The 24,550-nt window shown below is 72.2% G+C and carries 22 protein-coding genes and 1 riboswitch; of the genes, 9 read left to right on the top strand and 13 right to left on the bottom strand.

From position 1 onward, the window contains the following. Positions 1-11: 11 nt before the first annotated feature. A complete protein-coding gene (locus ACFVU7_RS07660; protein ID WP_074001489.1) occupies positions 12-779 on the top strand; it encodes an IclR family transcriptional regulator in 768 nt (255 codons plus the stop codon). On the opposite strand, the gene ACFVU7_RS07655 is transcribed toward ACFVU7_RS07660, so the two are convergent. Beyond that, positions 685-1,344: a trimeric intracellular cation channel family protein gene (locus tag ACFVU7_RS07655; protein WP_049660599.1), complete on the bottom strand. Its 660-nt coding sequence runs from the start codon at positions 1,342-1,344 to the stop codon at positions 685-687. The two genes, ACFVU7_RS07660 and ACFVU7_RS07655, sit on opposite strands and share 95 nt — an antisense overlap. Before the next feature lie 129 nt (positions 1,345-1,473). Between ACFVU7_RS07655 and ACFVU7_RS07650 the strand changes: the two genes are divergently transcribed. After that, the gene (locus tag ACFVU7_RS07650) at positions 1,474-2,829 is read left to right on the top strand and encodes an acyltransferase family protein (RefSeq protein WP_388044625.1); all 1,356 of its coding nucleotides are present in this window, start codon (positions 1,474-1,476) and stop codon (positions 2,827-2,829) included. Between the two features lie 90 nt (positions 2,830-2,919). On the opposite strand, the gene ACFVU7_RS07645 is transcribed toward ACFVU7_RS07650, so the two are convergent. The 7 genes from ACFVU7_RS07645 to ACFVU7_RS07615 all read right to left on the bottom strand — a co-directional run bounded on the left by ACFVU7_RS07645 (position 2,920) and on the right by ACFVU7_RS07615 (position 11,320). Next, entirely contained in the window at positions 2,920-3,984 is a 1,065-nt protein-coding gene (locus ACFVU7_RS07645) for an ABC transporter ATP-binding protein (RefSeq protein WP_388044624.1), read from the bottom strand. A 34-nt stretch (positions 3,985-4,018) separates the two neighbouring features. Continuing rightward, positions 4,019-5,086: an ABC transporter ATP-binding protein gene (locus ACFVU7_RS07640; protein WP_049649102.1), complete on the bottom strand. Its 1,068-nt coding sequence runs from the start codon at positions 5,084-5,086 to the stop codon at positions 4,019-4,021. Then, positions 5,083-6,093, bottom strand: coding sequence for an ABC transporter permease (locus ACFVU7_RS07635; protein WP_049649101.1), 1,011 nt, complete (start codon positions 6,091-6,093; stop codon positions 5,083-5,085). The genes ACFVU7_RS07640 and ACFVU7_RS07635 overlap by 4 nt, the downstream gene beginning before the upstream one ends. Before the next feature lie 97 nt (positions 6,094-6,190). Then, a complete protein-coding gene (locus ACFVU7_RS07630; protein WP_074001488.1) occupies positions 6,191-7,957 on the bottom strand; it encodes an ABC transporter substrate-binding protein in 1,767 nt (588 codons plus the stop codon). An 86-nt stretch (positions 7,958-8,043) separates the two neighbouring features. Then, positions 8,044-9,030, bottom strand: a complete 987-nt coding sequence (locus tag ACFVU7_RS07625; protein WP_049649099.1) for an ABC transporter permease — start codon at positions 9,028-9,030, stop codon at positions 8,044-8,046. 446 nt (positions 9,031-9,476) lie between these two features. Beyond that, entirely contained in the window at positions 9,477-10,400 is a 924-nt protein-coding gene (locus tag ACFVU7_RS07620; protein WP_388044623.1) for an enhanced serine sensitivity protein SseB C-terminal domain-containing protein, read from the bottom strand. Positions 10,401-10,516: 116 nt separating this feature from the next. Then, a complete protein-coding gene (locus ACFVU7_RS07615; protein ID WP_117489618.1) occupies positions 10,517-11,320 on the bottom strand; it encodes an enhanced serine sensitivity protein SseB C-terminal domain-containing protein in 804 nt (267 codons plus the stop codon). A gap of 209 nt (positions 11,321-11,529) precedes the next feature. Beyond that, a riboswitch (glycine riboswitch) is annotated at positions 11,530-11,631 on the top strand. Between the two features lie 230 nt (positions 11,632-11,861). Here ACFVU7_RS07615 and gcvT point away from each other — a divergent pair. The 4 genes from gcvT (at position 11,862) to ACFVU7_RS07595 (ending at position 16,341) form a co-directional block, all read left to right on the top strand. Further along, positions 11,862-12,983, top strand: coding sequence for a glycine cleavage system aminomethyltransferase GcvT (gene gcvT / locus ACFVU7_RS07610; protein WP_049649097.1), 1,122 nt, complete (start codon positions 11,862-11,864; stop codon positions 12,981-12,983). Between the two features lie 99 nt (positions 12,984-13,082). Continuing rightward, a complete protein-coding gene (gcvH, locus tag ACFVU7_RS07605) occupies positions 13,083-13,463 on the top strand; it encodes a glycine cleavage system protein GcvH (protein WP_049649096.1) in 381 nt (126 codons plus the stop codon). An 80-nt stretch (positions 13,464-13,543) separates the two neighbouring features. After that, positions 13,544-14,812 carry a serine hydroxymethyltransferase gene (glyA, locus tag ACFVU7_RS07600; RefSeq protein WP_049649095.1) on the top strand — a complete coding sequence of 423 codons (1,269 nt, stop codon included), beginning with the start codon at positions 13,544-13,546 and terminating at the stop codon, positions 14,810-14,812. A 161-nt stretch (positions 14,813-14,973) separates the two neighbouring features. Further along, entirely contained in the window at positions 14,974-16,341 is a 1,368-nt protein-coding gene (locus ACFVU7_RS07595) for an L-serine ammonia-lyase (RefSeq protein WP_074001486.1), read from the top strand. A gap of 69 nt (positions 16,342-16,410) precedes the next feature. Here ACFVU7_RS07595 and ACFVU7_RS07590 read toward each other — a convergent pair whose 3' ends face one another. Both ACFVU7_RS07590 and ACFVU7_RS07585 read right to left on the bottom strand, forming a co-directional pair. Continuing rightward, positions 16,411-18,024 carry an MDR family MFS transporter gene (locus ACFVU7_RS07590; RefSeq protein WP_388044622.1) on the bottom strand — a complete coding sequence of 538 codons (1,614 nt, stop codon included), beginning with the start codon at positions 18,022-18,024 and terminating at the stop codon, positions 16,411-16,413. A 22-nt stretch (positions 18,025-18,046) separates the two neighbouring features. Further along, entirely contained in the window at positions 18,047-18,700 is a 654-nt protein-coding gene (locus ACFVU7_RS07585) for an NADPH-dependent FMN reductase (protein ID WP_388044621.1), read from the bottom strand. Positions 18,701-18,850: 150 nt separating this feature from the next. Between ACFVU7_RS07585 and ACFVU7_RS07580 the strand changes: the two genes are divergently transcribed. After that, positions 18,851-19,606 carry a TetR/AcrR family transcriptional regulator gene (locus ACFVU7_RS07580; RefSeq protein WP_388044620.1) on the top strand — a complete coding sequence of 252 codons (756 nt, stop codon included), beginning with the start codon at positions 18,851-18,853 and terminating at the stop codon, positions 19,604-19,606. Between the two features lie 55 nt (positions 19,607-19,661). Here ACFVU7_RS07580 and ACFVU7_RS07575 read toward each other — a convergent pair whose 3' ends face one another. Beyond that, a complete protein-coding gene (locus tag ACFVU7_RS07575) occupies positions 19,662-20,144 on the bottom strand; it encodes a nuclear transport factor 2 family protein (RefSeq protein ID WP_388044619.1) in 483 nt (160 codons plus the stop codon). Positions 20,145-20,367: 223 nt separating this feature from the next. Then, complete coding sequence (locus ACFVU7_RS07570) at positions 20,368-21,141, bottom strand: class I SAM-dependent methyltransferase (protein ID WP_388044618.1); 774 nt, start codon at positions 21,139-21,141, stop codon at positions 20,368-20,370. Between the two features lie 220 nt (positions 21,142-21,361). On the opposite strand from ACFVU7_RS07570, the gene ACFVU7_RS07565 reads away from it, so the two are divergent. Then, positions 21,362-21,658: a hypothetical protein gene (locus ACFVU7_RS07565; protein ID WP_388044617.1), complete on the top strand. Its 297-nt coding sequence runs from the start codon at positions 21,362-21,364 to the stop codon at positions 21,656-21,658. A gap of 66 nt (positions 21,659-21,724) precedes the next feature. On the opposite strand, the gene ACFVU7_RS07560 is transcribed toward ACFVU7_RS07565, so the two are convergent. Continuing rightward, positions 21,725-22,666 carry a DMT family transporter gene (locus ACFVU7_RS07560; RefSeq protein WP_388044616.1) on the bottom strand — a complete coding sequence of 314 codons (942 nt, stop codon included), beginning with the start codon at positions 22,664-22,666 and terminating at the stop codon, positions 21,725-21,727. A gap of 493 nt (positions 22,667-23,159) precedes the next feature. On the opposite strand from ACFVU7_RS07560, the gene ACFVU7_RS07555 reads away from it, so the two are divergent. Further along, on the top strand, positions 23,160-24,419 hold the full coding sequence (locus ACFVU7_RS07555) for a hypothetical protein (RefSeq protein ID WP_388044615.1): 1,260 nt from the start codon (positions 23,160-23,162) through the stop codon (positions 24,417-24,419). The last annotated feature ends 131 nt before the right edge of the window (positions 24,420-24,550 follow it).

The raw sequence follows: 24,550 nt of genomic DNA, 5'->3' as shown, positions 1-24,550 counted from the left end.
CGGGGAACGCCATGTCGCAGTCGGTCGACCGCGCGCTGACCCTGCTCGACGCGCTCGGCGACGCACCGCTCTCGCTGGAGCAGGCCGCCAGCAGCCTCGGGGTGCACAAGTCCACCGCCCTGCGGCTGCTGCGCACCCTGGAGGAGCACGGCTTCGCCCGCCGCCAGCCGGACCTGCGCTACCGGATCGGCGGCCGGGTGCTCTCGCTGGCCCACCGCGCGCTGGAGGACTTCGACGTCCGGCAGGTCGCCGCGCCGTACCTGGCCGCGCTCAACGCCCGCTGCGGCTACACCGTCCGGCTCGCCGTGCTGCACGACGGCGAGGTGCTCTACCTGGACGAGGTGGCCGGGCCGCCGGGCGCGGAGCCGTCCCGGATCGGGCGCCGGGCCCCGGTCGACGGGACGGCGGTCGGCCGGGTGCTGCTCGCCGGGCTGTCCGCGGACGACGCCCGCGCGGAGCCCGAGCTGGCGGCGGTGCGCCGCCGGGGCTGGGCGGCCGAGTCGCGCGAGCACCGGGAGCCGGTGACCTGCGTGGCCGCGCCGGTCGCGGGCAGCGGCGGGCGGACGGTCGCGGCCTGCGCGCTGAGCGCCCCGGCGAGCGAGGTTCCGCCGGCCGAACTGGCCAGGATGGTGCCGGAACTGCTCTGCACGGCCGAGGCGATCTCGCTCGCGTACGGCGGCTCGCCTACTCCTCGCTGGTGCGAGAACCGTTGCGGTGCCAGGCCCGCGGGGCACGCCAGCCGTACTTCAGGGCGAGCATCCGCAGCCCGAAGGCGGTGAGCGCGGCGGCGGTGCCGGTCACGCCGGTGAGCCGGTCGGTGGCGATCAGCAGGGCGACGACGGTGGCGCCGACCAGGGCGGGGACGGCGTAGATCTCCCGGTCCCAGCGCAGCAGCGAGGGGATCTCCCCGGCGAGTATGTCGCGGATCACGCCGCCGCCGGCCGCGGTCACCATGCCGAGCGCGATCGCGGCGACGGCGCCGAGCCCGAAGTCGTGGGCCTTGGCGGTGCCGGTCACGCAGAACAGCCCGAGCCCGAGGGCGTCCAGGGTCTGCACCGCCCGGTTGATCCGCTCGACCTCCGGGTGCAGGAAGAACACCACCAGGGCGGCGCCCAGCGGGGTCACGAAGTAGCCGAGGTTGGTGAACGCGGCGACCGGGGTCGCGCCGATCACCAGGTCGCGCATCACGCCGCCGCCGAGGGCGGTGACCTCCGCCAGCACACAGATGCCGAAGATGTCCATGTTCTTGCGGACGGCGAGCAGGCCCCCGGAGAGGGCGAAGACGAAGATGCCGACGAGGTCCAGCGACTGCTGGACGTCGGTCGGGAAGAGCTGGGATGTCACCGTCCATGTGTACCCGATGTGCACGGATGTGCCGGTGAACGTCCGTTCTCCGGATGCGAACGCACCGCCGGAAGGGTGCCGGACGGCTTGCGCGCCGTCCGGCCGGACCTGCTCGGCTAGCCTCCGCCTGTGAAGCTCGTGAAGCCCAGGTCGGCCCCGGCGTCACCGCCGGAGCCGTCGAAGTCGCCGCCGGAACCGCCCGCCTCCGCCAGGCTCGGCTGGCTCGACGCGCTGCGCGGCGTCGCCGCCCTCGCCGTCGCCATGCACCACTTCGGACTGCTCGGCAAGATCCCCCACGCGGACCGGGTGCCGCGCCAGCTGGACCTCGGCTTCTTCGGCGTGATGCTGTTCTTCCTGGTCAGCGGGTACATCATCCCGGCGTCACTGGAACGGCGCGGCGACGTCCGGGCGTTCTGGACCGGACGGCTCTTCCGCATCTACCCCGCGGTGGCCGTCACGATCGTGGTGAGCCTGCTGGTGCTGCCCCGCGGCGGCCAGATCGTCCAGAGCTTCCCCTTCGACCACCCGGTGCTGTCGCTCGCCGCCAACGGCCTGCTGCTCCAGGACCTGGTGGGGGTGCCCAGCGCCATCGGCGTGATGTGGTCGCTCACCTACGAGATGGTCTTCTACTACTTCGTGTGCGCGCTGTTCGTGCGGGGGTGGCACCGGAACAGCGCGCCGATCGCGGTCGGCTTCGCGTCCGTCGCCCTGGTGCTCGGCACCTGGCTGCCGATCGGCGGGATCTCGGTGGACCTGCCGGCCACCAGGCACCTGGTGGCGGTGGCCGGGATCGTGGTGCTGATGGCGATGGCGTGCATCGCCACCGCCCGTCCGGACCTGACCCGTTGGGGCGCGCTGCTGCTCGGCGGCCTGGGCCTGGTCCTGATCACGGTGAACAACCGGAGCACCGGCTTCGAGACCATGCTGATCTTCGCGACGATGTTCGCCGGCACCGTGCTGTACCGGCTGGAGCACGGCCTGCTCGACCGGCTCCCGGCCCTGCTCTGCTGCGCCTTCGTGGTCGTCGCCGGCGTCACGGTCGGCTACCTGTACAACCGGGACACCGCGCTCTGGCACACCTGGACCCCTTCGTGGCAGTCCTTCTCCCTCGCCTACCTGGCCGCCTGGGCCCTGTTCGCGGCGGCCATGCTGCTGCGCCGGCGCCGCTTCCCGCGCTGGCTGAGCGGGCTCGGCACGATCAGCTTCTCGGTCTACCTGCTGCACGGGCCGCTGATGTACTTCGTCGGCTGGAGGCTCCAGGGCTACCCGCCGATCGTCGGGCCGACGGGGCAGGCCGCGCTCACCCTCGGCTACCTGGGGGCGCTCGTGGTGCTCTCCTACCTGTCGTACCGGCTGGTCGAGATCCCGTTCCAGCGCCTCGGCCGCCGGGTGGTCCGGGCGCTGGACCGCCGCTTCCCGGCCCCCGCCCCGGGCCCGCGCGAACCGGCGCCGAGGCCCGAAGCGGTGCCGGCCGCGGGCGTCTGAGGCGCCCGGGACGCCTGGGACGCGGACGCCGAAGAGGCCGCCCGCCCCGGGGGTCCGGGGCGGGCGGCCTCTCGCGTCCGTGCGGGGACCTCAGGCCGTGGCATCCGCCGGAGCGTTCCCCGGAGCGTTCTCGGGGAAGTGGCACGCCACCTGGTGCCCGGTCTCGAGCACCGCCAGCGGCGGCTCCTGGCTCGCGCACACGTCCTGCGCCTTCCAGCACCGGGTGCGGAAGCGGCAGCCGCTGGGCGGGTTGATCGGCGAGGGGACGTCGCCCTTGAGCAGGATCCGGTCGCGGCCCGCGCGCTGGCGGCGGCGCGGGTCCGGGACGGGCACGGCGGACATCAGCGCGTTGGTGTACGGGTGCATCGGGCTGCGGTAGAGCGAGTCCCGGTCGGCGATCTCCACGATCTTGCCGAGGTACATCACCGCGACCCGGTCCGAGACGTGCCGGACCACCGAGAGGTCGTGCGCGATGATCAGGTAGGTCAGCCCGAGCTCCTGCTGGAGGTCGTCCAGCAGGTTGACCACCTGCGCCTGGATCGACACGTCCAGCGCGGAGACCGGCTCGTCCGCGATGATCATCTTCGGCTTCAGCGCGAGCGCCCGGGCGATGCCGATGCGCTGGCGCTGGCCGCCGGAGAACTCGTGCGGGTAGCGGTTGTAGTGCTCGGGGCTGAGCCCGCACAGCTCCAGCAGCTCCTGGACGGCCTTCTTGAGGCCGCCCTCGGGCACCGCGTTCTGGAGCCGGAACGGCGCGCCGACGATGGTGCCGACGGTGTGCCGGGGGTTCAGCGAGGAGTACGGGTCCTGGAAGATCATCTGGATGTCGCGGCGCAGCGGCCGCATCGCCCCGACGCTCAGGTGGCTGATGTCGGTGCCCTCGAACTCGATGGTCCCGCCGGTCGGTTCGTCGAGCCGGGTGACCAGTCGGCCCATGGTCGACTTGCCGCAGCCGGACTCGCCCACGACGCCCAGCGTCTCGCCGGCGTTGACGGTGAAGTCGATGCCGTCGACGGCCCGCACCGCGCCGGTCTGGCGCCGCAGCAGCCCGCCGCGGATCGGGAAGTGCCGGGTCAGGCCGGCCACCTTCAGCAGCGGCTCACGGCCGGGGGCGGGTGCCGACCGCGGGGTCGGAACCGCCTGAGTGTCCGTCATCGGTTCTCTCCAGAAAGGTGGTACGAGGCCGGGCTCACAGCCGGGGCGCGATCTCTTCGGCGAAGATGCGGTGCCGCTCGCCGGCCGCCAGGTGGCAGGCCGCGAAGTGCCCGGGCACGGCCTCGGCCAGTGCCGGGACCTCGCTTGTGGAGCGCCCGTCGGTCAGGGCGGCGTACGGGCAGCGCGGGTGGAAGGCGCAGCCGGACGGCACGTTGATCAGGCTGGGCGGGGTGCCCTTGACCGGCACCAGCCGGTCCTGGAGTTCCCGGTCCAGTCGCGGCATCGAGCCCAGCAGGCCCCAGGTGTACGGGTGTTCGGGCGCGTCGAAGAGGGTCTCGGCCGGGCCGCGCTCGACGCACTTGCCGCCGTACATGACCAGGATGTCGTCGGCCAGTTCGGCGACCACCCCGAGGTCGTGGGTGATGATGATGACCGCGGAGCCGAACTCCTCCTGGAGGTCGCGGATGAGGTCCAGGATCTGCGCCTGGACGGTGACGTCCAGGGCGGTGGTGGGCTCGTCGGCGATCAGCAGCGAGGGGTCGTTGACCAGCGCCATGGCGATCATGGCGCGCTGGCGCATGCCGCCGGAGAACTGGTGCGGGTAGTCGTCCACCCGGCGGTCCGGCTGCGGGATGCCGACCCGGTCGAGCATCTCGACCGCGCGGGTCCGGGCCTGCTTCTTGGTGGCCTGGGGGTGGTGCACCCGGTAGGCCTCGACGATCTGCTGCCCCACCGTGTAGTAGGGGTGCATCGCGGTCAGCGGGTCCTGGAAGATCATCGCCAGTTCGCGGCCGCGCAGTTGGCGCACCCGGTCCGGGCCGGCCGCGATCAGGTCCTCGCCGTTCAGCCGGATCTCGCCGCTGATCCGGGCCCGCTTGGAGCGGTGCAGGCCCATGATGCCGAGCGAGGTGACGGACTTGCCGGAGCCGGACTCGCCGACGATGCCGAGGGTGCGCCCCTTGTGCAGGTCGAAGCTGACCCCGTCCACCGAGCGGACCAGGCCGTCGTCGGTGTCGAAGTGGATCCGCAGGTCGCGCACGGAGAGGAAGGGGTCGCCGGCCGGGGCGGGAGCGGCCGCCGGGTCCTTCTGGAGGTCGGTCACGAGAGCCTCACCCGGGGGTCGACGAGGGCGTACAGGAGGTCGACCACGAGGTTGCAGGCGACGATGAAGAAGGCGGCGAGCAGGGTGACGCCGAGGATCTTGGGCAGGTCGTTGTCGGAGATCGCCTGGACGGCGAACTGGCCGACGCCCTGGAGCGAGAAGACCTGCTCGGTGATCAGCGCGCCGCCGAGCAGCAGCCCGAGGTCCATGCCGAAGATCGTGACGATCGGGGTGAGCGCGGCGCGCAGCCCGTGCCGGGCGACGACCTTGCGCTCGACCAGGCCCTTGGCCCGGGCGGTGCGGATGTAGTCCTCGCTCATGGTCTCCAGCATCCCGGCGCGGGTGAGCCGGGCGTAGAGCGCGGAGTAGAGGAAGGCCAGCGAGATCCACGGCAGGATCAGGTTGCGGGCCCACATCAGCGGGTCGTCGGTGAAGTCGACGTAGTGCAGGTTGTCCAGGATCGGCCACTCGTAGCTGAACAGCGTGAGCAGCAGCGCGCCGGTGAAGAAGACCGGCAGCGAGACGCCGGCGAGCGCGACGCCCATGGAGAGCCGGTCGAAGATCGAGCGCGGCTTCAGGGCGGAGACGACGCCGGTGGCGACGCCGGAGACCAGCCAGAGCACGGCCGCACCGGCGGCGAGCGAGATGGTGATCGGGATCCGCTTGGTCAGCTCGGGCCAGACCTCCAGGTGGTTCTTGAAGGAGTAGCCGAAGCAGGGCACGTGACAGGTGGCCGGTTCCGGTCCGAAGTGGTACTCGGCGCCGCTGACCAGCCCCTTCAGGAAGTTCCAGTACTGGGTGTACAGCGGCTGGTCGAGGCCGAGGTTCTGCTTGACCGCCGCGATCGCGTCCGGCGACGGGTTCTTCCCGATGTACTGGGCGGCCAGTTGGTCGGCCGTCTCGCCCGCGAGGCGCGGGAGCAGGAAGAAGATCGCGAAGGTGACCGCGCTGACGACCAGCAGCAAAATCGCCGCCGCGAAGATCCTGCGGATGATGTAGGCAAACACAGTTGGGCGGCTCCGGCGGCCGCCGCCGTCCGGGATCTTCCGGACGGCGGCGGGCGCCGCTGCCTTCACCTGCCTTCAGGGATGCGGAGCCAGGCTCTTACTTGACGCCGATGTTCAGGTAGTCGTACTCGCCCGAGAACGCCGAGGTGGAGACCACGTTGGTGGCGTTGTCCGGGCGGTACAGGAAGACCTTGAAGTAGGTCAGCGGGACGTAGACCGCCTGGTCCATGACCTTCTTGTCGACGTCGCCGTAGATCTTCTCGCGGGCCGTCTTGTCGGGGTTGATCGCGGCGTCGTCGAGCAGCTTGTTGACCGCGGGGTTGTCCAGCTGGGCCAGGTTGTTGTTGCCGGACGGCTTGATGGTGCGGCCGTCGACGATCTGCTGGAGGAAGCCGTAGCCGGTCGGCCAGTCGGCGCCCCACTGCATCATCATCAGGCCGATGTTGTGCTCGGCCGCGAACTGCGGGGAGCCGGCGCTGTCCTGGAGGTACTTGCCCTGCGGGTACTGCTGGATCTCGGCGTTGATGCCGACCTTCTTCAGCGCGGCCTGGATCGAGGTGGCCGCGGCGACCTCGGTGGCGCGCTCGGTGCGGGCGGAGAGGACGGTGTTGATGCCGCCCTCCTTGCCGCAGGCCTTCAGGGCCTCCTTGGCCTTGGCCTCGTCGCCCTTGTTGTCCTTGGTCTCGTACGTGTTGAAGTCCTGGTGGCCCGGGATGTCCGGCGGGAGCACCGTGTTGGCGATCTGGCCGCGGATCGGGCCGCCGAGGGCGGTCTGCACCGAGACCTTGTCGACCGCGTACTGCACGGCCTTGCGGCACTCGATGTTGTCGAACGGCGCGAGCTTGGAGTTGATCGCCATGTAGACCAGGCGGCCGCCGTAGGCGTTGTCGGTGCTGGCCTTCAGCTTCTGGTTCTGGAGGATCTGCGCCTGGGTCTGCGGGTCGACGCCGCCGCCCACCAGGTCGACCTGGGCGTTGCCGGCCAGCAGGTCCTTGTCGATGGTGGACTGGTCGATGTTCATCCGGAGCACGATCTTGTCCGCAAGCTGCTTGCGGATCGGGTCGGTGCTCGCGTCCCAGTTGGTGTTCGGGACCAGGACGGCCTGCTTGCCGTCCTCGTAGGACTCGAACTTGTAGGAGCCCGAGGAGACGATCTTCTTCACGTACTCCGAGCCGGTGTCCTTGGCCTGCGGGACCGGCGCGGTCTGCGGGGCGCTGACCAGGTAGTCGAAGTCGGCGAAGGGCTGCTTCAGGTGGAAGACGATCGTGGTGTCGTCGGGCGTCTCGATCGAGTCGAGGCCGCCCTCCTTGTCCTTGTACGGGCCGGCGTACGGCGTGGCGTTGTCCACCAGGTGCTCGCGGAAGTAGACCGGGCCGTTGGAGTTCACGTCCAGCGCGTAGTTCGAGCGCTCGACGGCGTACTTGACGTCCTTCGAGGAGATCGGGGTGCCGTCGTCGTACTTCAGGCCCTTGCGCAGCTTGTACGTCCAGGTCAGGCCGTCCGCGCTGACCTGGCCCATCGACTCGGCGAGGTCGGGGACGAGCTTGTTGCCCTCGTCGCCCGGCGCCGGGTTGAAGGTGGTCAGCGAGCGGGCGTACAGGCGCGAGAAGTTGTAGATGTACGCGTAGTACGTGTTGCCCGGGTCGAGCGAGTCCGGGGTGCCCTTCATCTCGTAGGTGACCGTCCCGCCCTTCTTGTCCGAGGCGTTGACGATGCCCTTGGTGGCGGCGTTGGCGCCGGAGCCGCCTCCGGTGCCGGAGGACGAGGCGGAACCGGTGTCCTTCGACGAGCTGGTGCAACCGGTCACGACCAGGACGGCGGCGGCTGCGGCCGCGGTCAGGGCGACGGTACGGGACCTACGCATGGGTGAGATCAACCCCTTGGGGATGGGAGGCGGTGAAGGAGAGCCTTGACGGCGCATCACATGATGCGTGGTCATGTGCGGCGGGATCAGTTGCTCTTGGGATCGAGGGCGTCGCGAAGACCGTCGCCGAGCAGGTTGAAGGCGAGCACGGTGACGAAGATCGCCAGACCGGGGACCACCATGTACTGGGGGTCCACCTGGTAGTACCGGATCGCGTCCTGGAGCATCCCGCCCCAGGAGGCCTGCGGCGGCTGGATGCCGACGCCGAGGAAGCTCAGCCCCGCCTCGAAGAGGATGTTGGTCGGGATCAGCAGGGTCGAGTAGACCAGGATCGGACCGACCAGGTTGGGCAGCAGCTCCTTGAACAGGATGAACGGGCCGCGGGCGCCGAGGCTGCGGGCCGCGTGGACGAACTCCCGCTCGCGCAGCGAGAGCGTCTGGCCGCGCACGATCCGGCCCATGTAGGGCCAGTTGAAGAAGCCGATCACGAAGATCAGCACCAGCATGTGCAGCGGCAGGCCGTGCAGGCCGAAGGCTCCGCCCTGGAGCGAGGTCGAGATCGCGATGGCGAAGAGCAGCAGCGGGAAGGCCAGGAAGACGTCCATCACCCGGCTGATCACGGTGTCCACCCAGCCGCCGTAGTAGCCGGCCATGATGCCGAGCACGGTGCCGATGGTGTTGGACAGCAGGGTCGCGCCGAAGGCGACCAGCAGGGAGACCCAGGAGCCCTCGATGACGCGGGTGAGCAGGTCACGGCCCTGCAGCGGGTCGATGCCGAGCGGGTGTTCGAGGCTCATGCCGCCCCAGTCGCCGAACGGCAGACCGCCGAGGTCGGCGTCCAGCAGGTCCTGGTGGAGGGCGTCCGGGTCGAGCCCGAACATCGACTCGATCGGCTTGGCCAGCACGGCGAGCATGATCAGCAGGATCACCACGACGCCGCCGGCGACGGCGGCCTTGTCCCGCTTGAAGCGGGTCCAGGCGATCTGGCCGAGGGAGCGGCCCTCGATCTTCTTGGCCGGTCCGGCGGCGGCTGCTGCCTCCGGCTCGTTCCCGGCGGTGGTCACGGATGTCATGGTCAGTTGGTCCCCTCGCCGACGGTGGCCGGCCCACGGGTGCCGGTCGCCGTCTTCGGCGGTGCGGCTGCGGACGTGCGGAGGTGCTTAGGAGGAGCGGGTGTTGACGGCAGTGCGTCGTGCACAGGCACTGCCACCACGCGGGATGGGCGTCGCGTGGACGGGCTTGTCGGCGTGCGCGCTCACCTTTGTGGGGTTCCAGCACGCGCGGTGCGTTGCGCAGAACTCTCTGCCATCCGAACTGGCTTGCGCCAGCCCTGACAACCGACAGATGCCCAACTGTGATCTGCGTGCATGCACCTCCCCGATCTTCGGCATATACCTCTTCACATGGCTGTAACTGCCATGTCAAGATGACCGGGCCGCACATCCGGAAATTCGTCCGGAAAGCATCGAAGCCGACTTGACGGACAATCAAGTCGGCTTCGGAGAATGGGTTTTGGGATTCAGCGCCCGGGGTAGCCGGGCCACGGCCGCTGCGGCTGCTGCTGCCAGCCCTGCGCCGGCGGCTGGGTGCCGTACGCGTAGCCCGGCATCGACTGCCCGGGGTACGGCGGCGGGGGCACCGGCGGGTACGGGCCGGTCGGCGGGCGGCCCGCCTCCCGGTCGAAGAACGGCCGCGCGTTGGCGCGCATCCACAGCGCCACCGGGTCGTACTCGTCCGACATCGCCACCGTGGACACCGCGAGCCCCTCCGGGGCCACCGCGATCGCGCGCTGCATCAGCGCCCGCACCGCCTCCACCGCCGGCGGCGAACTCTCGTAGAGGTCAAGGCCGATGGCCAGGTACGACTCCCCCACCGCGGGCTGCACCCAGGCCCGGCGCAGTGCCCGGACCGCGCGCACCTCGGCGGCCTGCCGCTCCAGCAGCGCGAAGAACGGCTGGGCGTTCAACTGCGGCTCGCTGAGCTTCAACGGCCCGGCCGGCAGCCGGTCCAGGCCCGCGGCGACCCGCCGGAGGTCCGCCCAGGGCACGCCGACGCCGCCGCCGGGGGCGTGCGGGTTGAGCCACAGGCCCCAGCGGGTGCGGTACAGCGAGGCCGCGATCTCCCGGCCGGAGACGACCTCGTGGGCCCGCGCCCAGCCGGAGGCGGTCAGCTGCTCGGGCGAGGTGACGGCCGGCGCGTAGCCGTGGCCGCTGATCTCCATGTTCCCGTACTGCGCGTCCGGGCTGCCCGGCGTGCCGTGCCACAGCAGCATCCAGACCCGGCCGTCCGCCAGCGCGTGCAGCAGCCGCTCGTACGCGTCGTAGCGCTCCGGCGCGACGTCGCGCAGGGCGCGCTCCAACGCGCCGGGATCAGCTCCCGGGCGCCCGGCCGGTGCCTGGCCCCAGGGCCCCGGCACACCGCCCGCTCCCGTTCCCGCACTCATGCGCCCACCTCGCCGCGCCTCTTTCCCTCAACCCGCCGACCCGTCGGCCGTCTGCACGCACCCTATGGCGCGGCACCGGCCACCGCCACGGCGACGTGCCTCTGATCCGGACCCGCTCACGCCCGCGTGTGGAAAGGCAGTACCCGGGTGAGCAGCCACTCGACCACCGGGTCGTCGGCGAGGTCGAGCAGTACGAGGTGGACGCCCCCGGGCAGCGGCGCGGTTCCCAGCGCTCGCCCGAGTGCCTCGTTCACCGCGGCCGGGTCGGCCGGGGCCGCCGGGTCCAACTGGACGCCCACGAACATCACGGTCGGTTCGCCCTCGATGCTGGCCAGCGCCCTGCGGGCGGTCAACACACCGGGCAGCGCCGACAGTTCGCTCCGGCAGGCGGCCAGGAAGTGCTCCGGGTCCTCGCCCGGCACCGGCTCGCGCAGCGCCACCCGGCCGCCGGTCGGCTCCGCGGCGCCCTCGGCCTGCTCCCAGCGGTCCTCGCGCGGGCCGCGGCGCAGCTCGGCGACCCCCTGCGGCGGCACCGGGAGGCCCACCGGCGCGTCCGGGTTCACCGCGATGCCGAGGCCCAGCGGCAGCCCGCGGGCGAACTCCCACACCGGCGCGATCGCGAAGGCCATCCCCGGCGCCTGCTGGAGGAACACCTCCTGCGAGGAGAACACCGGCACGTACGGGTCGCCGCCCAGCTCGATGGTCGGCAGGTCGAGCGCCTGGCCCTGCGGGTCGGCCCCGGCCGGCAGCGGCACCCACACCTGGCTGCGCGCCAGCACCTCGAACACCCGTGGGGTCGCGCCCGGGTCGCCCAGGGCCGCGGTCAGCACCTGCTCCAGTTCGTTGGCCGGCCAGGAGCCGCCCGCCGGCGCCTCCTCCGGTCCGCCCCACCCCTGCTGCTGCTCCACCGGGTACCCCATGCGCCGCCGATTCCGCCCTCTGCCGTCGGCCGCCCACTGCCGCACCGACGCGCAGCAGTCTAGAGGCGTGCGGGGGGTGCGGTCAGGACTCGTGTTCGGGTCCCGCGCGGTGTGACCGGGTCCCCCCTCCCCTCGTCGTCCGGGACGTGCCATGATGTGCCCGTCCGACGGCATGCGCCGCGGGCCCCCACAACTCCATACCGGCCGCTCGAACCCGCGCGGGAGAGCCCGGAGTGCCACTCAGGCACAGCCGGCGCCGAAGGAGCAAGTCCTCCCCGGAATCTCTCAGGCACCCCTACCGCACGGGTTAGGCACATCTGGAAAGCGGCGCCCGGCCCTGTCGTGCGCCCACCCACGGTGCAAGCCGTCATGCTGTCCCCCAAGCTGGAAACGGCTGCGGGCGGCGGGGCGGTGAAGCTCTCAGGTTCGACGACAGATGGGGAGACCCACGCCGCCGCATGCCCGCGCGCAGGGTCGGCCCCCCAGCGGGTCCGGTCCGGTGCGTGCACCCCTGAGTGCCCCGACCGAGGAGTTCCTGGCCATGTCGTCCCTCCGCCTGACCGCGCTCGACGCGCTGCACCGCGCCCTCGGCGCGACCATGACCGACTTCGCCGGCTGGGACATGCCGCTGCGCTACGGCAGCGAGCGCGAGGAGCACCTCGCCGTCCGCACCAAGGCCGGCCTGTTCGACCTCTCGCACATGGGCGAGATCACCGTCACCGGCCCGCAGGCCGGCGAGATGCTGGACCACGCCCTGGTCGGCTTCGTCTCCGCGCTGGGCGAGCTGCGCGCCCGCTACACCATGATCTGCGCCGAGGACGGCGGCATCCTGGACGACCTGATCGTCTACCGCCTGCGCGAGGACGCCTTCCTGGTCGTCGCCAACGCCTCCAACGCCCAGCTGGTCCTCGACGAGCTGATCGCCCGTGCCAAGGGCTTCGACGCCGTCGTCACCGACGACCGCGACACCTACGCGCTGATCGCCGTCCAGGGCCCGGAGGCCACCGGCATCCTGGCCGACACCACCGACGCCGACCTGCCCGGCCTGAAGTACTACGCGATCCTCCCGGCCTTCGTGGCCGACCGCGAGGTGCTGCTCGCCCGCACCGGCTACACCGGCGAGGACGGCTTCGAGATCTTCTGTCACCCGGCCGACGCCGAGCCGGTCTGGCAGGCGCTGACCGCCGCCGGCGCGGACCGCGGCCTGGTCCCCTGCGGCCTGTCCTGCCGCGACACGCTGCGCCTGGAGGCCGGCATGCCGCTGTACGGGCACGAGCTGTCCACCGACCTGACCCCGTTCGACGCCGGCCTGGGCCGGGTCGTCCGCTTCGACAAGACCACCAACGAGGGCGCCTTCGTCGGCCGCAAGGCCCTGGAGGCGGCCGCCGCCGCGGCCGAGACCAACCCGCCGAAGGTGCTGGTCGGCCTGGTCTCCGACGGCAAGCGGGTGCCGCGCGCCGAGTACACCGTGGTCTCCACCGAGGGCGAGCCGATCGGCCGGATCACCTCCGGCGCGCCGTCCCCGACCCTGGGGCAGCCGATCGCGATGGCCTACGTCGACGCCGCCCACGCCGCCCCCGGCACCACCGTCGCGGTGGACGTGCGCGGCAAGCACGAGCCCGTCAGGGTCGTGGCGCTGCCGTTCTACAAGCGCGCCCGCTGACCCCTCGCACGCCCCCCGTTTTCCCATACGCGCACGTCGCAGCCGTCCGCGCGGCGGCCCGCTTCGTCGTACCCGCTTCCCATCCTGGAGAATGACGCCATGAGCAACCCCCAGCACCTTCAGTACACCAAGGAGCACGAGTGGCTGACGGCCGCCGTGGACGGTGTCTCCACGATCGGTATCACCAAGCACGCCGCGGACGCGCTCGGTGACATCGTCTACGTGCAGCTGCCCGAGGTCGGCGAGACCGTGACCGCCGGCGAGACCTGTGGCGAGCTGGAGTCCACCAAGTCGGTCAGCGACCTGTTCTCCCCGGTGACCGGCGAGGTCACCGAGGTCAACCCGGACGTCCTGGACAACAACGCCCTCGTCAACAGCGACCCCTTCGAGGGCGGCTGGCTGTTCAAGGTGCGCGTCGAGGCCACCGACGAGCTGCTCAGCGCCGACGAGTACGACGCGCTCACCAACCCCCAGGGCTGAGCCCCCGACGGGACGGGCCGCCGCACCGCGGTCCGTCCCGCCCTGGCCCCTTTCCCTCCTCCTCCCGGGAAGACCACACCATGACTGTTCTCAACCAGTCCCTGCACGCCCTCGACCCGGAGATCGCCGCCGCGGTCGACGCCGAGCTGCACCGCCAGCAGACCACCCTGGAGATGATCGCCTCCGAGAACTTCGCCCCGGTGGCGGTCATGGAGGCCCAGGGCTCGGTGCTCACCAACAAGTACGCGGAGGGCTACCCCGGCCGCCGCTACTACGGTGGCTGCGAGCACGTCGACGTGGTCGAGCAGATCGCGATCGACCGCATCAAGGCCCTGTTCGGGGCCGAGCACGCCAACGTCCAGCCGCACTCCGGCGCGCAGGCCAACGCCGCCGCGATGTTCGCGCTGATCCAGCCGGGCGACACCATCCTGGGCCTGAGCCTGGCCCACGGCGGCCACCTGACCCACGGCATGAAGATCAACTTCTCCGGCAAGCTCTACAACGTGGCCGCGTACCACGTGGACGAGAAGACCGGCCAGGTCGACATGGCCGAGGTCGAGCGCCTCGCCAAGGAGCACCAGCCGAAGCTGATCATCGCCGGCTGGTCCGCCTACCCGCGCCAGCTCGACTTCGCCGCGTTCCGCCGGATCGCCGACGAGGTCGGCGCGCTGCTCATGGTGGACATGGCGCACTTCGCCGGCCTGGTGGCCGCCGGGCTGCACCCGAACCCGGTGCCCTACGCGGACGTGGTCACCACCACGACCCACAAGACCCTGGGCGGCCCGCGCGGCGGCGTCATCCTGTCCAAGGCCGAGTTCGCCAAGAAGATCAACTCCGCGGTCTTCCCCGGCCAGCAGGGCGGCCCGCTGGAGCACGTGATCGCCGGCAAGGCGGTCGCCTTCAAGGTCGCGGCCTCCGAGGAGTTCAAGGAGCGCCAGCAGCGCACCCTGGACGGCGCCCGCATCCTCGCCGAGCGCCTGCTCCAGGCCGACGTGGCCGAGGCCGGCGCCAGCGTGCTCTCCGGCGGCACCGACGTCCACCTGGTCCTGGTCGACCTGCGCAACAGCCAGCTCGACGGCCAGCAGGCCGAGGACCGGCTGCACGAGGTCGGCATCACCGTCAACCGCAACGCCATCCCGAACGACCCGCGCCCGCCGATGGTCACCTCGGGCCTGCGCATCGGCACCCCGGCCCTGGCCACCCGCGGCTTCCAGGCCGAGGACTTCCGCGAGGTCGCCGACATCATCGCCGAGGCGCTCAAGCCCGCCTTCGACGAGACCGTCGCCGACGCGCTGAAGGCCCGGGTCTCCGCCCTGGCCGCGAAGTACCCGCTCTACCCGAACCTCTGATCACTCCGGTGATCGTTCGGGCGGGGTGACCGGCCTCACCCCTCCGGCGTACCAGGCACCCCGGGGCACCGCGCACACTGGAAGTGCGCGCGGTGCCCCGTCCCGTGTCGGCCCCTCCCTGCCCGCAAGTCCTTCCACGAGACCAGACAAGGACGTCCCCCGTGGCCATCAGCGTCTTCGACCTCTTCTCCATCGGCATCGGCCCGTCGAGCTCCCACACCGTGGGCCCGATGCGCGCCGCCCGGATGTTCGCCCGCCGACTGCGCACCGAGGACCTGCTGGACCGGGTGACGGGTGTACGGGCCGAGCTGTACGGCTCGCTCGGCGCCACCGGCCACGGCCACGGCACCCCGAAGGCCGTCCTGCTCGGCCTGGAGAACGCCTCGCCCCGCACCGTCGACGTCGACCAGGCCGACAAGGACGTCGAGCGGATCCTCGCCGAGAAGCGGATCAACCTGCTCGGCGAGCACCCGATCGACTTCGACCCGGACACCCAGCTGATCCTGCACCGCCGCCGCTCGCTGCCGTACCACGCCAACGGGATGACCCTGTGGGCGTACGCGGCGGACGGCTCGACCCTGCTGGAGAAGACCTACTACTCGGTCGGCGGCGGCTTCGTGGTGGACGAGGACGCGATCGGCGCGGACCGGGTCAAGCCCGACGACACCGTGCTGAAGTACCCCTTCCGCACCGGCGACGAGCTGCTGCGGCTCAGCCGGGAGACCGGCCTGTCGATCTCCGGCCTGATGCTGGAGAACGAGAAGGCCTGGCGCAGCGAGGAGGAGATCCGGACCGGTCTGCTGGAGATCTGGTCCGTGATGCAGGAGTGCGTGCGGGCCGGCATGTCCCGCGAGGGCATCCTGCCGGGCGGGCTGAAGGTCCGCCGCCGGGCCGCCTCGGGTGCCCGCGCGCTGCGCGCCGAGGGCATCGGGCCGGCCAACGCGATGGAGTGGGTGACCCTCTACGCGATGGCCGTGAACGAGGAGAACGCCTCCGGCCGCCGGGTCGTCACCGCGCCGACCAACGGCGCCGCCGGGATCATCCCGGCCGTCCTGCACTACTACCTGAACTTCATCCCGGGCGCCGACGACGACGGCATCGTCCGCTTCCTGCTCGCCGCCGGCGCCATCGGCATGCTCTTCAAGGAGAACGCCTCCATCTCCGGCGCCGAGGTCGGCTGCCAGGGCGAGGTCGGCTCCGCCTGCTCGATGGCCGCGGGCGGCCTCGCCGAGGTCCTCGGCGGCACCCCCGAGCAGGTCGAGAACGCCGCCGAGATCGGCATCGAGCACAACCTCGGCCTCACCTGCGACCCGGTCGGCGGCCTCGTCCAGATCCCCTGCATCGAGCGCAACGGCATGGCCTCCGTCAAGGCCGTCACCGCGGCCCGGATGGCGCTGCGCGGCGACGGACGGCACCACGTCTCGCTGGACAAGGCGATCAAGACGATGAAGGAGACCGGGGCCGACATGAAGATCAAGTACAAGGAGACCTCGCGCGGCGGGCTCGCCGTCAACGTCATCGAGTGCTGAGCTGACCGGCTTTTCCGCAGGCCCCCGGGCGGTCCCCCGTTCCGCCCGGGGGCCTGCGCGTTCTCCGGATCACCCGGCCGTGGCCGCCTTCGCGGGGGTGTCGGCCGGCTCCGGCTCCGGGTCTGGCTTCGTCGGCTCGGGCTCGGGCTTCGGCGGCTTGATCTCCCTGGCCGCTCCCTGCTGCGGGCGCACCAGGCAGGCGAGGGCCGTCGCCGCGGCCGCCAGCAGGACCCCGCCCACGACCGTGCCGTGCAGGCCGCCGGTGACCGCCGCCCCGACGGCGTCGCGGACGGCCGCCGGGAGCCCGTCGAGGGAGGCCGGGGTCAGCCCGCCGCCGGTGAGCCGGCCGGCCTCGGCGGCCCCGAGGCGCTCCGTGAGGGAGTCGGTGAGCCGCGCCGTGTAGACCGCGCCGAGCGCCGCCATGCCGAGCGAGCCGCCGATGCTCCGCAGCAGCGTGACCACGCCCATCGCCGCGCCCATGTCCTGCGGCCGGACCGCCCCCATCGAGGTCAGCAGGGTGCTCTGCATCACCAGGCCGAGGCCGATCCCGGCGACGGCCGTGAGGGCCGAGGCCACGGCGATCGGGGTGTCGGTGCGCAGGAGCAGCAGCAGCGCGCCGCCGGCCAGGGTGACCGCGCCGCCCAGCAGCGGGTAGCGCCGCTCGCCGCCGGGCCGGCCCATCAGCCGCGCCGTCACCAGCTGGGTGCCCATCATGCCGAGCATCAGCGGCAGCAGGAGCAGCCCGCCGGCGGTGGGCGAGGCGCCCCGGGCCAGTTGCAGGTAGAGCGGCAGGTAGCCGACCAGGGCGATCATCACCGCGCCGGTGAGGAAGCCCAGCATCTGCGCCACCGTGAAGTTGCGGTCGCGGAACAGCGCGGGCGGGATCAGCGGCCCGGGGGCGCGCAGTTCGGTCCGGGCGAACCAGCCCAGCGCGACCACCGCGACGAGCGCCGTGCCGAGGAGCACCGGGGAGGTCCAGGAGTAGGCGGTGCCGCCCCAGCTGCTCACCAGGGTGAGCGCGAGGATGCCGGTGGTCAGCAGGGCGACCCCGGCCCAGTCGAACGGGGCGCGCACCCGCTCCGTCCGCAGCCGTACCCCGACGCCGACCGCGAGCAGCGCGACCAGCCCGACCGGCAGGTTGACGTAGAAGGCCCAGCGCCAGCTCAGCCGTTCGGTGAGGAAGCCGCCGAGCAGCGGTCCGCCGACGAAGGCGATCGGCATCAGCACGCCGACCACCGACTGCACCCGCGCCCGGTCGGAGGCGGGGACGAGCACCCCGATCACCGAGAGCGCGCCGACCATCAGCCCGCCCGCGCCGATCCCCTGGAGGCCCCGGAAGGCGATCAACTGCCCCATGTCCTGGGCGAGTCCGGCCAGCACCGAGCCGGCCAGGAACACCACCACCGCCCACTGGTAGGCGCCCTTGCGCCCGTACAGGTCGCCGAGCCGGCCCCAGAGCGGGGTGGCGGCGGCGGAGGTCAGCAGGTAGGCGGTGACCGCCCAGGAGAGGTGCTCCAGCCCGCCGAGGTCGCCGACGATGGTCGGCAGCGCGGTGCCGATGATCTGGCCGTCGAGGGCCGAGAGGAAGATGCCGAGCATCAGTCCGACGACGCCGAGCAGCGGCGGCTTGGGCCGCTCGTCGGCCTGGTCCTTGTTCTGGCCCCCGCTCTGTTCCGTGGCCATGCCGTCCGCCCCCTTCCCCGGCTCAGGCCGCGAACGGGCGGGCCCGGCGGGCGTCCCGCAGCGCCTGCGCCCACCAGGTGAGCTGGTCGAGCATGGTCTTGGCGGCGGTGTCGGCGGCCGGGTCGATCGCCCTGCCCTCGGCGTCGAAGCACTGCGAGGCGCCGTGGAAACTGACCGTGTTGCGGATCGTGGCGGCGTTCAGCTCGGCCATCACCACCCGCAGCTGCTCGACCGCCCGCAGGCCGCCGGACAGGCCGCCGTACGAGACGAAGCCGACCGGCTTGCCGTGCCACTGCCGGTTGTGCCAGTCGATGGCGTTCTTCAGCGGGGCCGGGAAGCTGTGGTTGTACTCGGGCGTGACGATCACGAAGGCGTCGGCCGCCTCCAGCCGGGGCGACACGGCGGCCAGCAGCGCGGCGTCGTCCGGCGAGAGTTCGCCGCCGAAGGACGGGAAGGTGACGGGCAGCGGGGTCTCCACCAGGTCGATCCGGTCGGCGGTCAGGTCGCCGCGCGCTTCGAGGTGGCCGAGCAGCCAGTCGGCGACCACCGGGCCGAAACGGCCGTCGCGGGTGCTGCCGACGAGGACGGCGACCTTCAGGTTCTGCTCGTTGGACGCCTGCTCGCTGGACGTCCGCTCGTTGGACGTCCGCTCGCTGGACTTCTGCTCCGTGGACATGGGAGTCCCCCTCCGGGATGGCTGGTGTGTACGGCGTATCCGTCTCGAATACAACGTACACATCGACGTGTACGGCGTCCACTGCCGATACGTCGTACACAGGAGGGTGCTACGGTGAGACCGACCCCCAGTCGGAAGGAGCCCGCCCCCATGCCCGCTCAGCAGGCCCCCACCGGGGACACCCCCGCCGGCGACGACAGGCCCCCGGCGTCACTCTGGGAGCGCCTGGACCGCCCGGCCCCCACACCGCGCACCACCCTGACCCCGCAGCGGATCGCCGAGGCCGCCGTCGCCGTCGCCGACGCCGAGGGCCTGGACGCCGTCACCATGCGCCGGCTCGCCGCCGAACTCGGCGTCGCCCCGATGGCCGCCTACCGGTACGTCTCCGGCAAGGACGAACTCATCGAGCTGATGGTCGACTTCGTCTACGGCCGGCTCCCCCTGGACGCCGCCCCCGCCGAGGACTGGCGGGCGACCATGCGCGCTCTCGCCCTCCACCTGCGGGCCATGCACCTGGCCCACCCGTGGACTGTCCGGGCGGCCACCCCGTTCTCCCTCAGCCCGAACCAACTCGCCGTCCCCGAGCACGCGTTCGCCGCCCTGGCCGAGCACGGCCTGGACGCCGACACCACCATGGCGGTGTTCCGCACCGTCACCGGCTACGTCCACGGCTCGGTCACCACCGAGGTCACCCTGGACACCCTGCGCCGCGAGCGCGGCTGGTCCGACGGCGACCAGACCCGGGCCGGCCTCGCCCCCCGGATGACCTGGCTGATGGGCACCGGCCGCTACCCCAACTACCAGCGCTACCTCCACGCGGCCACCCGCAAGGACGACCCCGACTGGCAGTTCGAAACCGGCCTCGACTGCGTCCTCGACGGCATCGCCGCCCACTTCGCCCTCTGACCGGGCCGCTCACGGAGTGGGAAGTCGGCCGGTCCGACTTCCCACTCCGCCCTTCCTACCTGCCGGCCGCCCCGGCCCCCAGCCGCGCGGCGACGGCACCCAGCCGGCCCATCGCGTGGGCCACGCCCAGGCCGTCCATGTAGTCCCGCACGTGCACCAGCAGGCCGTCCCGGGCGCGCATCACCAGCAGGCCCGGCACGGTGAACGGCTCCCCGGTGGTGGCGAGCGTCCCGACCACCTGCTGCTCGACGGTCAGCACCTCCGGGTCGGCCCCCGGATGGACGGCCACCTCCCGGATCTCCCGCGGCCGCGCCGCACTCGCACCCCAGGCGGCCCGGTAGCCGGCCCGGATCTCCTCCCGCCCCCGGTACCGCTCCGGCATCCCGGGGAACAGGAACGGGAACTCGTGCACCCCGTCCTCGGCGTACAGCTCTGCCAGCGCGTCCGCGTCCAGGTCGAGCATCGCCCGCCGGTAGCGGACGAGCAGGTCGAGCGGGTTGGGCGGGCTGGGCGAGCTGGGCGTGGCGGAATCCGGCATGACGGAGGCCCCTTCGGCAGCGCACGGGGACCCCAGGATCCCTCTGCGGCAATCGACTTGGCCCCCGCGCATCGATCGATGGCCCCAACCCTAGCCGCCGGGAGGCGGCTCCCCCTCGACGAGCCGACAGCCGCCGTCCCGGCTCCACCGATCGTTCGGCAGCCGCGCTGCACGGGAAGTCGGCCGGCCCGACTTCCTGTGCGGCGGCAGCCGCCGACAACGCCTACCCGGCCGGCCGCTCGCCGGCGAGGACCAGGCGGTAGCCGTAGTCCATGCTGTCCCGGTCGAGCAGGTCGGCGTACCGCCGGTGCCACGCCCCCGAGGAGAGGTCGGCCCGCAGCCGCTCGACGGCCGGCTCGACCACCTCCGGCGGCAGCTGCGCGAAGGTCGAACTGGCCTGCCGGACCACCGGGTCCAGGTAGTGCTCGGGCCGCCGCCAGTGGGCGATCTGGAAGCCGTCGGTGAAGTCCCAGGGGACGGGGAAGGGCAGCACGGTGTACGCGTCCAGGGTCTCGACCACCTCCTCCAGCGGCGTGAAGCGGGAGTCCTCCAACTCCCTGATCTCCGGCAGGTAGTCCTCCAGCAGCCACAGCTGCGGCCGGTGCGCCGGATCCCAGGTGAACACCGCCTGCCGCCGCGCGACCCGCCGCAGCTCGGCCAGCCCGCGCCGCGGGTCCGACCAGTGGTGGACGGTCAGGACGGCCATCGCCGCGTCGAACGCCCCGTCCTCGAACGGAAGTTGCTCGGCCGAGGCCTTGACCTTCCGCTCCCCCGGATGCTGGTCGAGCATGACCTGCGACGGGTCGACGGCCGTGACCTCGGCGTCCTCCGGCTCGTACGACCCCGCCCCCGCACCGACGTTGACCACCGTACGCGCTCCCCGCAGCGCCGACCCGATCAACGCGTGCAGCCGCGGATCGGGCCGACGGACCTGCCGGTACCCGACGCCGATCCGGTCGTACCTCGCCGTCCGGCTCTCCTGCCCCGTGTGTCCCATCCGACCAGCCCATCAAACGGGACCACCGGAGGCAACCGCTTCGCGTGAACCCGCACCGCCGCACGGGAAGTCGGCCTTGCCGATCGGCCCGCGCGCCCATTCGTGCGTACACGTGTCACCCGCTCGGCGCACGGGAATTGCGGTCGTCCCGGCGGGCGGGGAGGTTGGGCCCGGGGCACTTCGACCCCGACCCCGATCGCCCGACTCCCCAGGAGCCCTCATGCGACGCCTCACGACCGTACTCGGCACCCTCGCCGCCGCCGGAACCATGACCCTCGCCCTGCCCAACACGGCCTTCGCGGCCCACGGAGAGCTGATCTTCAATCCCGGCCAGACGGTCATCGAGAACCCGAGCGGCTGTAACAACGCCACGTACCGTCCGCTCATCGTGCAGAACGACACCAACGAGTACGCCCTCGTGTACGACGGACCGGACTGCACCGGCAACGTGATCGCGGTCGTTCCTCCCGGCGGTCACACGACCCAGGAGTTCGGCTCCAGCGTGTTCACCGCCTGACGACGGCCCGGTCCGCCCGCCGCGCGAGAAGTCGGACCGGCCGACTTCTCGCGCGACTCAACGCTCCTACCGCCGAGCGGGGAGCGCCAGGAAGGCCAGGCCTCCGGCGAGGATGGCGAGGCCGTACCAGGAGGCGGCGGGCAGGCGCTCGCCGAGGGCGGCCACGCCGAGCACCGCCGCGACGGCGGGTTCGGCGAGGGTCAGGGTGGTGGCGGTCTGGGCGGTGGTGTGGCGTAGGCCGTGGCCGAAGAGCCAGTAGGCGAGGAAGGTGGTGATCACCGCGAGGTGCAGCACCACGCCCGCTCCGCGCGGCGTGAGCAACCAGCCCGTGGGGCCGCACAGCAGCACCGGGAGGACGATCAGCGCTCCGCCGCCGAACATCGCGCCCATCACCCCGCCGGAGGGGTGTCCGCCGGCGATCAGCCGCCCGCCGATCAGCGAGTAGACGGCGTACGAGAGTCCCGAGAGCGCGGCCAGGAGCACGCCCGGCAGGTCCACCGTCGTGTCGCCCCCGGCGAGTTCGGGGCCGAGCACCAGGAGGGCGCAGCCGAGTACGGCCAGCGCGGTGGCACCGGCCCAGCGTCCGCCGGGCCGTCCCTGTCGGGTGAGCCAGCCGAGCAGCCCGGTGAACACGGGCGCGCTGCCGAGCGCGATGACGGTGGCGACGGCCACGCCGGTACGGCTCACCGCCGGGTAGAAGGTCACCGGGTATCCGGCGACCGCGATGGCGCCGGCCGCGAGCAGCCACCGCTCGTGCGGCCCGCACTTCCGGGGCAGTACGCGGGCGGCGCGGTCGGTGAGGAAGAGGAGCAGCCCGCCGAGGACCAGCCCGGCGGCTCCGATTCCCGCGGCCGGGGCGCCGCCGGGTGCCAGCGAACTGGCCGTCCCGGTGGTGCCCCAGAGCACGGCGGCGGTCAGGATCGGCGCCACGCCGCCGCGCGGGCGGGTGCGGCGGGTGCGGCGGGTGCGGCGGGGGGCCGTGGGGAGGGTGCTGGCAGGTGAGGACAAACGATTCGGCACAGTCGTGAACTTCCGTCGTCGAAGACCGTCAGGGGAACGGGTTTCCGAGAACGGGCGCACGCCGCCAACCCACGGCGGCCACTGTCGGGCCGAGCCGGGGTCGTGGGGAGGTCAAGCCACCGAAGCGCGCGCCCGATCAGGCGCTGAGCGGTGGCAGCACGACGTGCCAGTACAGGTTCACGCGTCGATGGTACCGACCGGCGGGCGCGAGAAGTCGGCCGGTCCGACTTCTCATGCGGCGAGGGTCGTTGACGCGTCCTCACCCCGCAGGAACGGTCTCCTCGCGGCAGCCGCGGGGTCCGGGGCGATGGTGACCGCCCGCCCCACGCGCCCCCGGGAGGCTGTCACGCCCCTCCCGGGGGCGCGTCTCCTCGGCCGTGCAACCACCGGCGGCCCGCCCTCGACTTCCAGACCGTAGCGGACCGTTCATTCCTCCCTACGCTGAGTGTCGACCCCATCGGCCCACCGGAAGGACCCGCTCGTGCGCCGCTCCAGCCTCGTGCTGTCCCTGGCCCTGACCACCGTGGTCGCCTCCGCCCTGATGGCCGCCGACGTCGTGAAGGACGAGCCCTACCTGTCGGTGACCCTGCCGGTGCTCCGCGATCCGAAGGCCCAGCAGCTGCTCCACCACATGACGGACCCGGTGCAGGAGTGGGTGGAGTCCCGGGATCCGGCGGCGGCCGGCTACGCCGGGACGGTGATCGACGCGGCGAACCAGCACGCCGACATCTACTGGAAGGGCGAGACCCCGGCCCAGGTCCGTTCCCTGCTGGACGCGAACGCCGCGGACGTCGGCCCCGGCTACACCGTCGACGTCCATCCGAGCCCGTACTCCCGCGCGGAGATGCGCGCCGCGATCGACCGGTTCACCGCCGCCGTGGCGCGCGACGCGTGGACGTCGATCGGCCCGCAGGAGGACGGCACCGCCATCGCGATCACGTACGCGCCGGCCCCGGCGAAGCAGCTGACCGGCGGCGACGCGACCGTGCAGGCGTACTCCTCGCGGGCCGCCGAGATCGCCGGGATGCCGGTGTCGGCCGGCGTCGAGGAGACACCGGTGGCGCTGTCCGGCAACCGGCACTCCGACAGCGCGCCGTACTACGCGGGCGCCGAGGTGAACACCGGAAAGGCGTCGTTCTGCTCGACGGCGTTCAGCGGCTGGAAGGGCGGGACGAAGGTGGTGCTGACCGCCGCGCACTGCGGCGGCGGCCGGTACTACAACGGCACCGGCAGCTACATCGGCGACCTGGCCGCGGTCGGCAACGGCCTGGACGTCGGCATGATCGCGGTCAACGGGAACGGCGGCGGCCGGTTCTACGACGGCTCCTGGTCGGACAGCGGCGGCTCGTCCCGGCACACGTACGGCGCCGGGCGGAACAACGTCGGGGACCTGATCTGCCTGAGCGGCGCCCAGTCGGGGTGGAGGTGCGACGTGCAGGTCAAGCGGGTCGACGTGGAGACGACGAACGACGAGGGCACCAAGATCAAGCCGGTGGACATCGCGGAGTCGAAGGGCGGCGACCGCCGGGCGGTCGCCGCGAAGGGCGACAGCGGCGGCCCCGCACTGGCGAACCCGTCCGGCCCGAACGGCGACATGGAGGCCCGCGGCGTCATCGTCGCCGCCCGCTCGGAGGTCGCCTGCCCGCCCGGATCGACGGCGCACCAGACGACCTGCTACGCGCAGGTGCTGTACGTGCCGATGACGCCGGTGGTCAACCAGATGGGCTTCTCGATCTCCTGAGGGCGTCATCGACGCGCCCCGAAGCGCGAGAAGTCGGCCGGTCCGACTTCTCGCGCAGGCCCCTCAGGTGGAGAAGCCGAGCGTGATCGCCTGGACGCCGGGCAGGTCCGCGAATCCGGCGGGTGTCGTCG

The organism is Kitasatospora sp. NPDC058046, assembly GCF_042885595.1.
In the GTDB taxonomy this organism is placed as follows: Bacteria; Actinomycetota; Actinomycetes; order Streptomycetales; family Streptomycetaceae; genus Kitasatospora.
The sequence above is the reverse complement of the archived record's forward strand: the minus strand, read 5'-3'. Positions and strand labels throughout refer to the sequence as shown.

Coding starts and splice junctions, on each gene's coding strand:
- ACFVU7_RS07585 (WP_388044621.1), bottom strand. CDS start 18,700: ATGTCCACGGAGCAGAAGTCCAGCGAGCGGACGTCCAACGAGCGGACG.
- ACFVU7_RS07660 (WP_074001489.1), top strand. CDS start 12: ATGTCGCAGTCGGTCGACCGCGCGCTGACCCTGCTCGACGCGCTCGGC.
- ACFVU7_RS07620 (WP_388044623.1), bottom strand. CDS start 10,400: ATGAGTGCGGGAACGGGAGCGGGCGGTGTGCCGGGGCCCTGGGGCCAG.
- ACFVU7_RS07570 (WP_388044618.1), bottom strand. CDS start 21,141: ATGGGACACACGGGGCAGGAGAGCCGGACGGCGAGGTACGACCGGATC.
- glyA (WP_049649095.1), top strand. CDS start 13,544: ATGACTGTTCTCAACCAGTCCCTGCACGCCCTCGACCCGGAGATCGCC.
- gcvT (WP_049649097.1), top strand. CDS start 11,862: ATGTCGTCCCTCCGCCTGACCGCGCTCGACGCGCTGCACCGCGCCCTC.
- ACFVU7_RS07580 (WP_388044620.1), top strand. CDS start 18,851: ATGCCCGCTCAGCAGGCCCCCACCGGGGACACCCCCGCCGGCGACGAC.
- ACFVU7_RS07645 (WP_388044624.1), bottom strand. CDS start 3,984: ATGACGGACACTCAGGCGGTTCCGACCCCGCGGTCGGCACCCGCCCCC.
- ACFVU7_RS07590 (WP_388044622.1), bottom strand. CDS start 18,024: ATGGCCACGGAACAGAGCGGGGGCCAGAACAAGGACCAGGCCGACGAG.
- ACFVU7_RS07615 (WP_117489618.1), bottom strand. CDS start 11,320: ATGGGGTACCCGGTGGAGCAGCAGCAGGGGTGGGGCGGACCGGAGGAG.
- gcvH (WP_049649096.1), top strand. CDS start 13,083: ATGAGCAACCCCCAGCACCTTCAGTACACCAAGGAGCACGAGTGGCTG.
- ACFVU7_RS07575 (WP_388044619.1), bottom strand. CDS start 20,144: ATGCCGGATTCCGCCACGCCCAGCTCGCCCAGCCCGCCCAACCCGCTC.
- ACFVU7_RS07565 (WP_388044617.1), top strand. CDS start 21,362: ATGCGACGCCTCACGACCGTACTCGGCACCCTCGCCGCCGCCGGAACC.
- ACFVU7_RS07625 (WP_049649099.1), bottom strand. CDS start 9,030: ATGACATCCGTGACCACCGCCGGGAACGAGCCGGAGGCAGCAGCCGCC.
- ACFVU7_RS07630 (WP_074001488.1), bottom strand. CDS start 7,957: ATGCGTAGGTCCCGTACCGTCGCCCTGACCGCGGCCGCAGCCGCCGCC.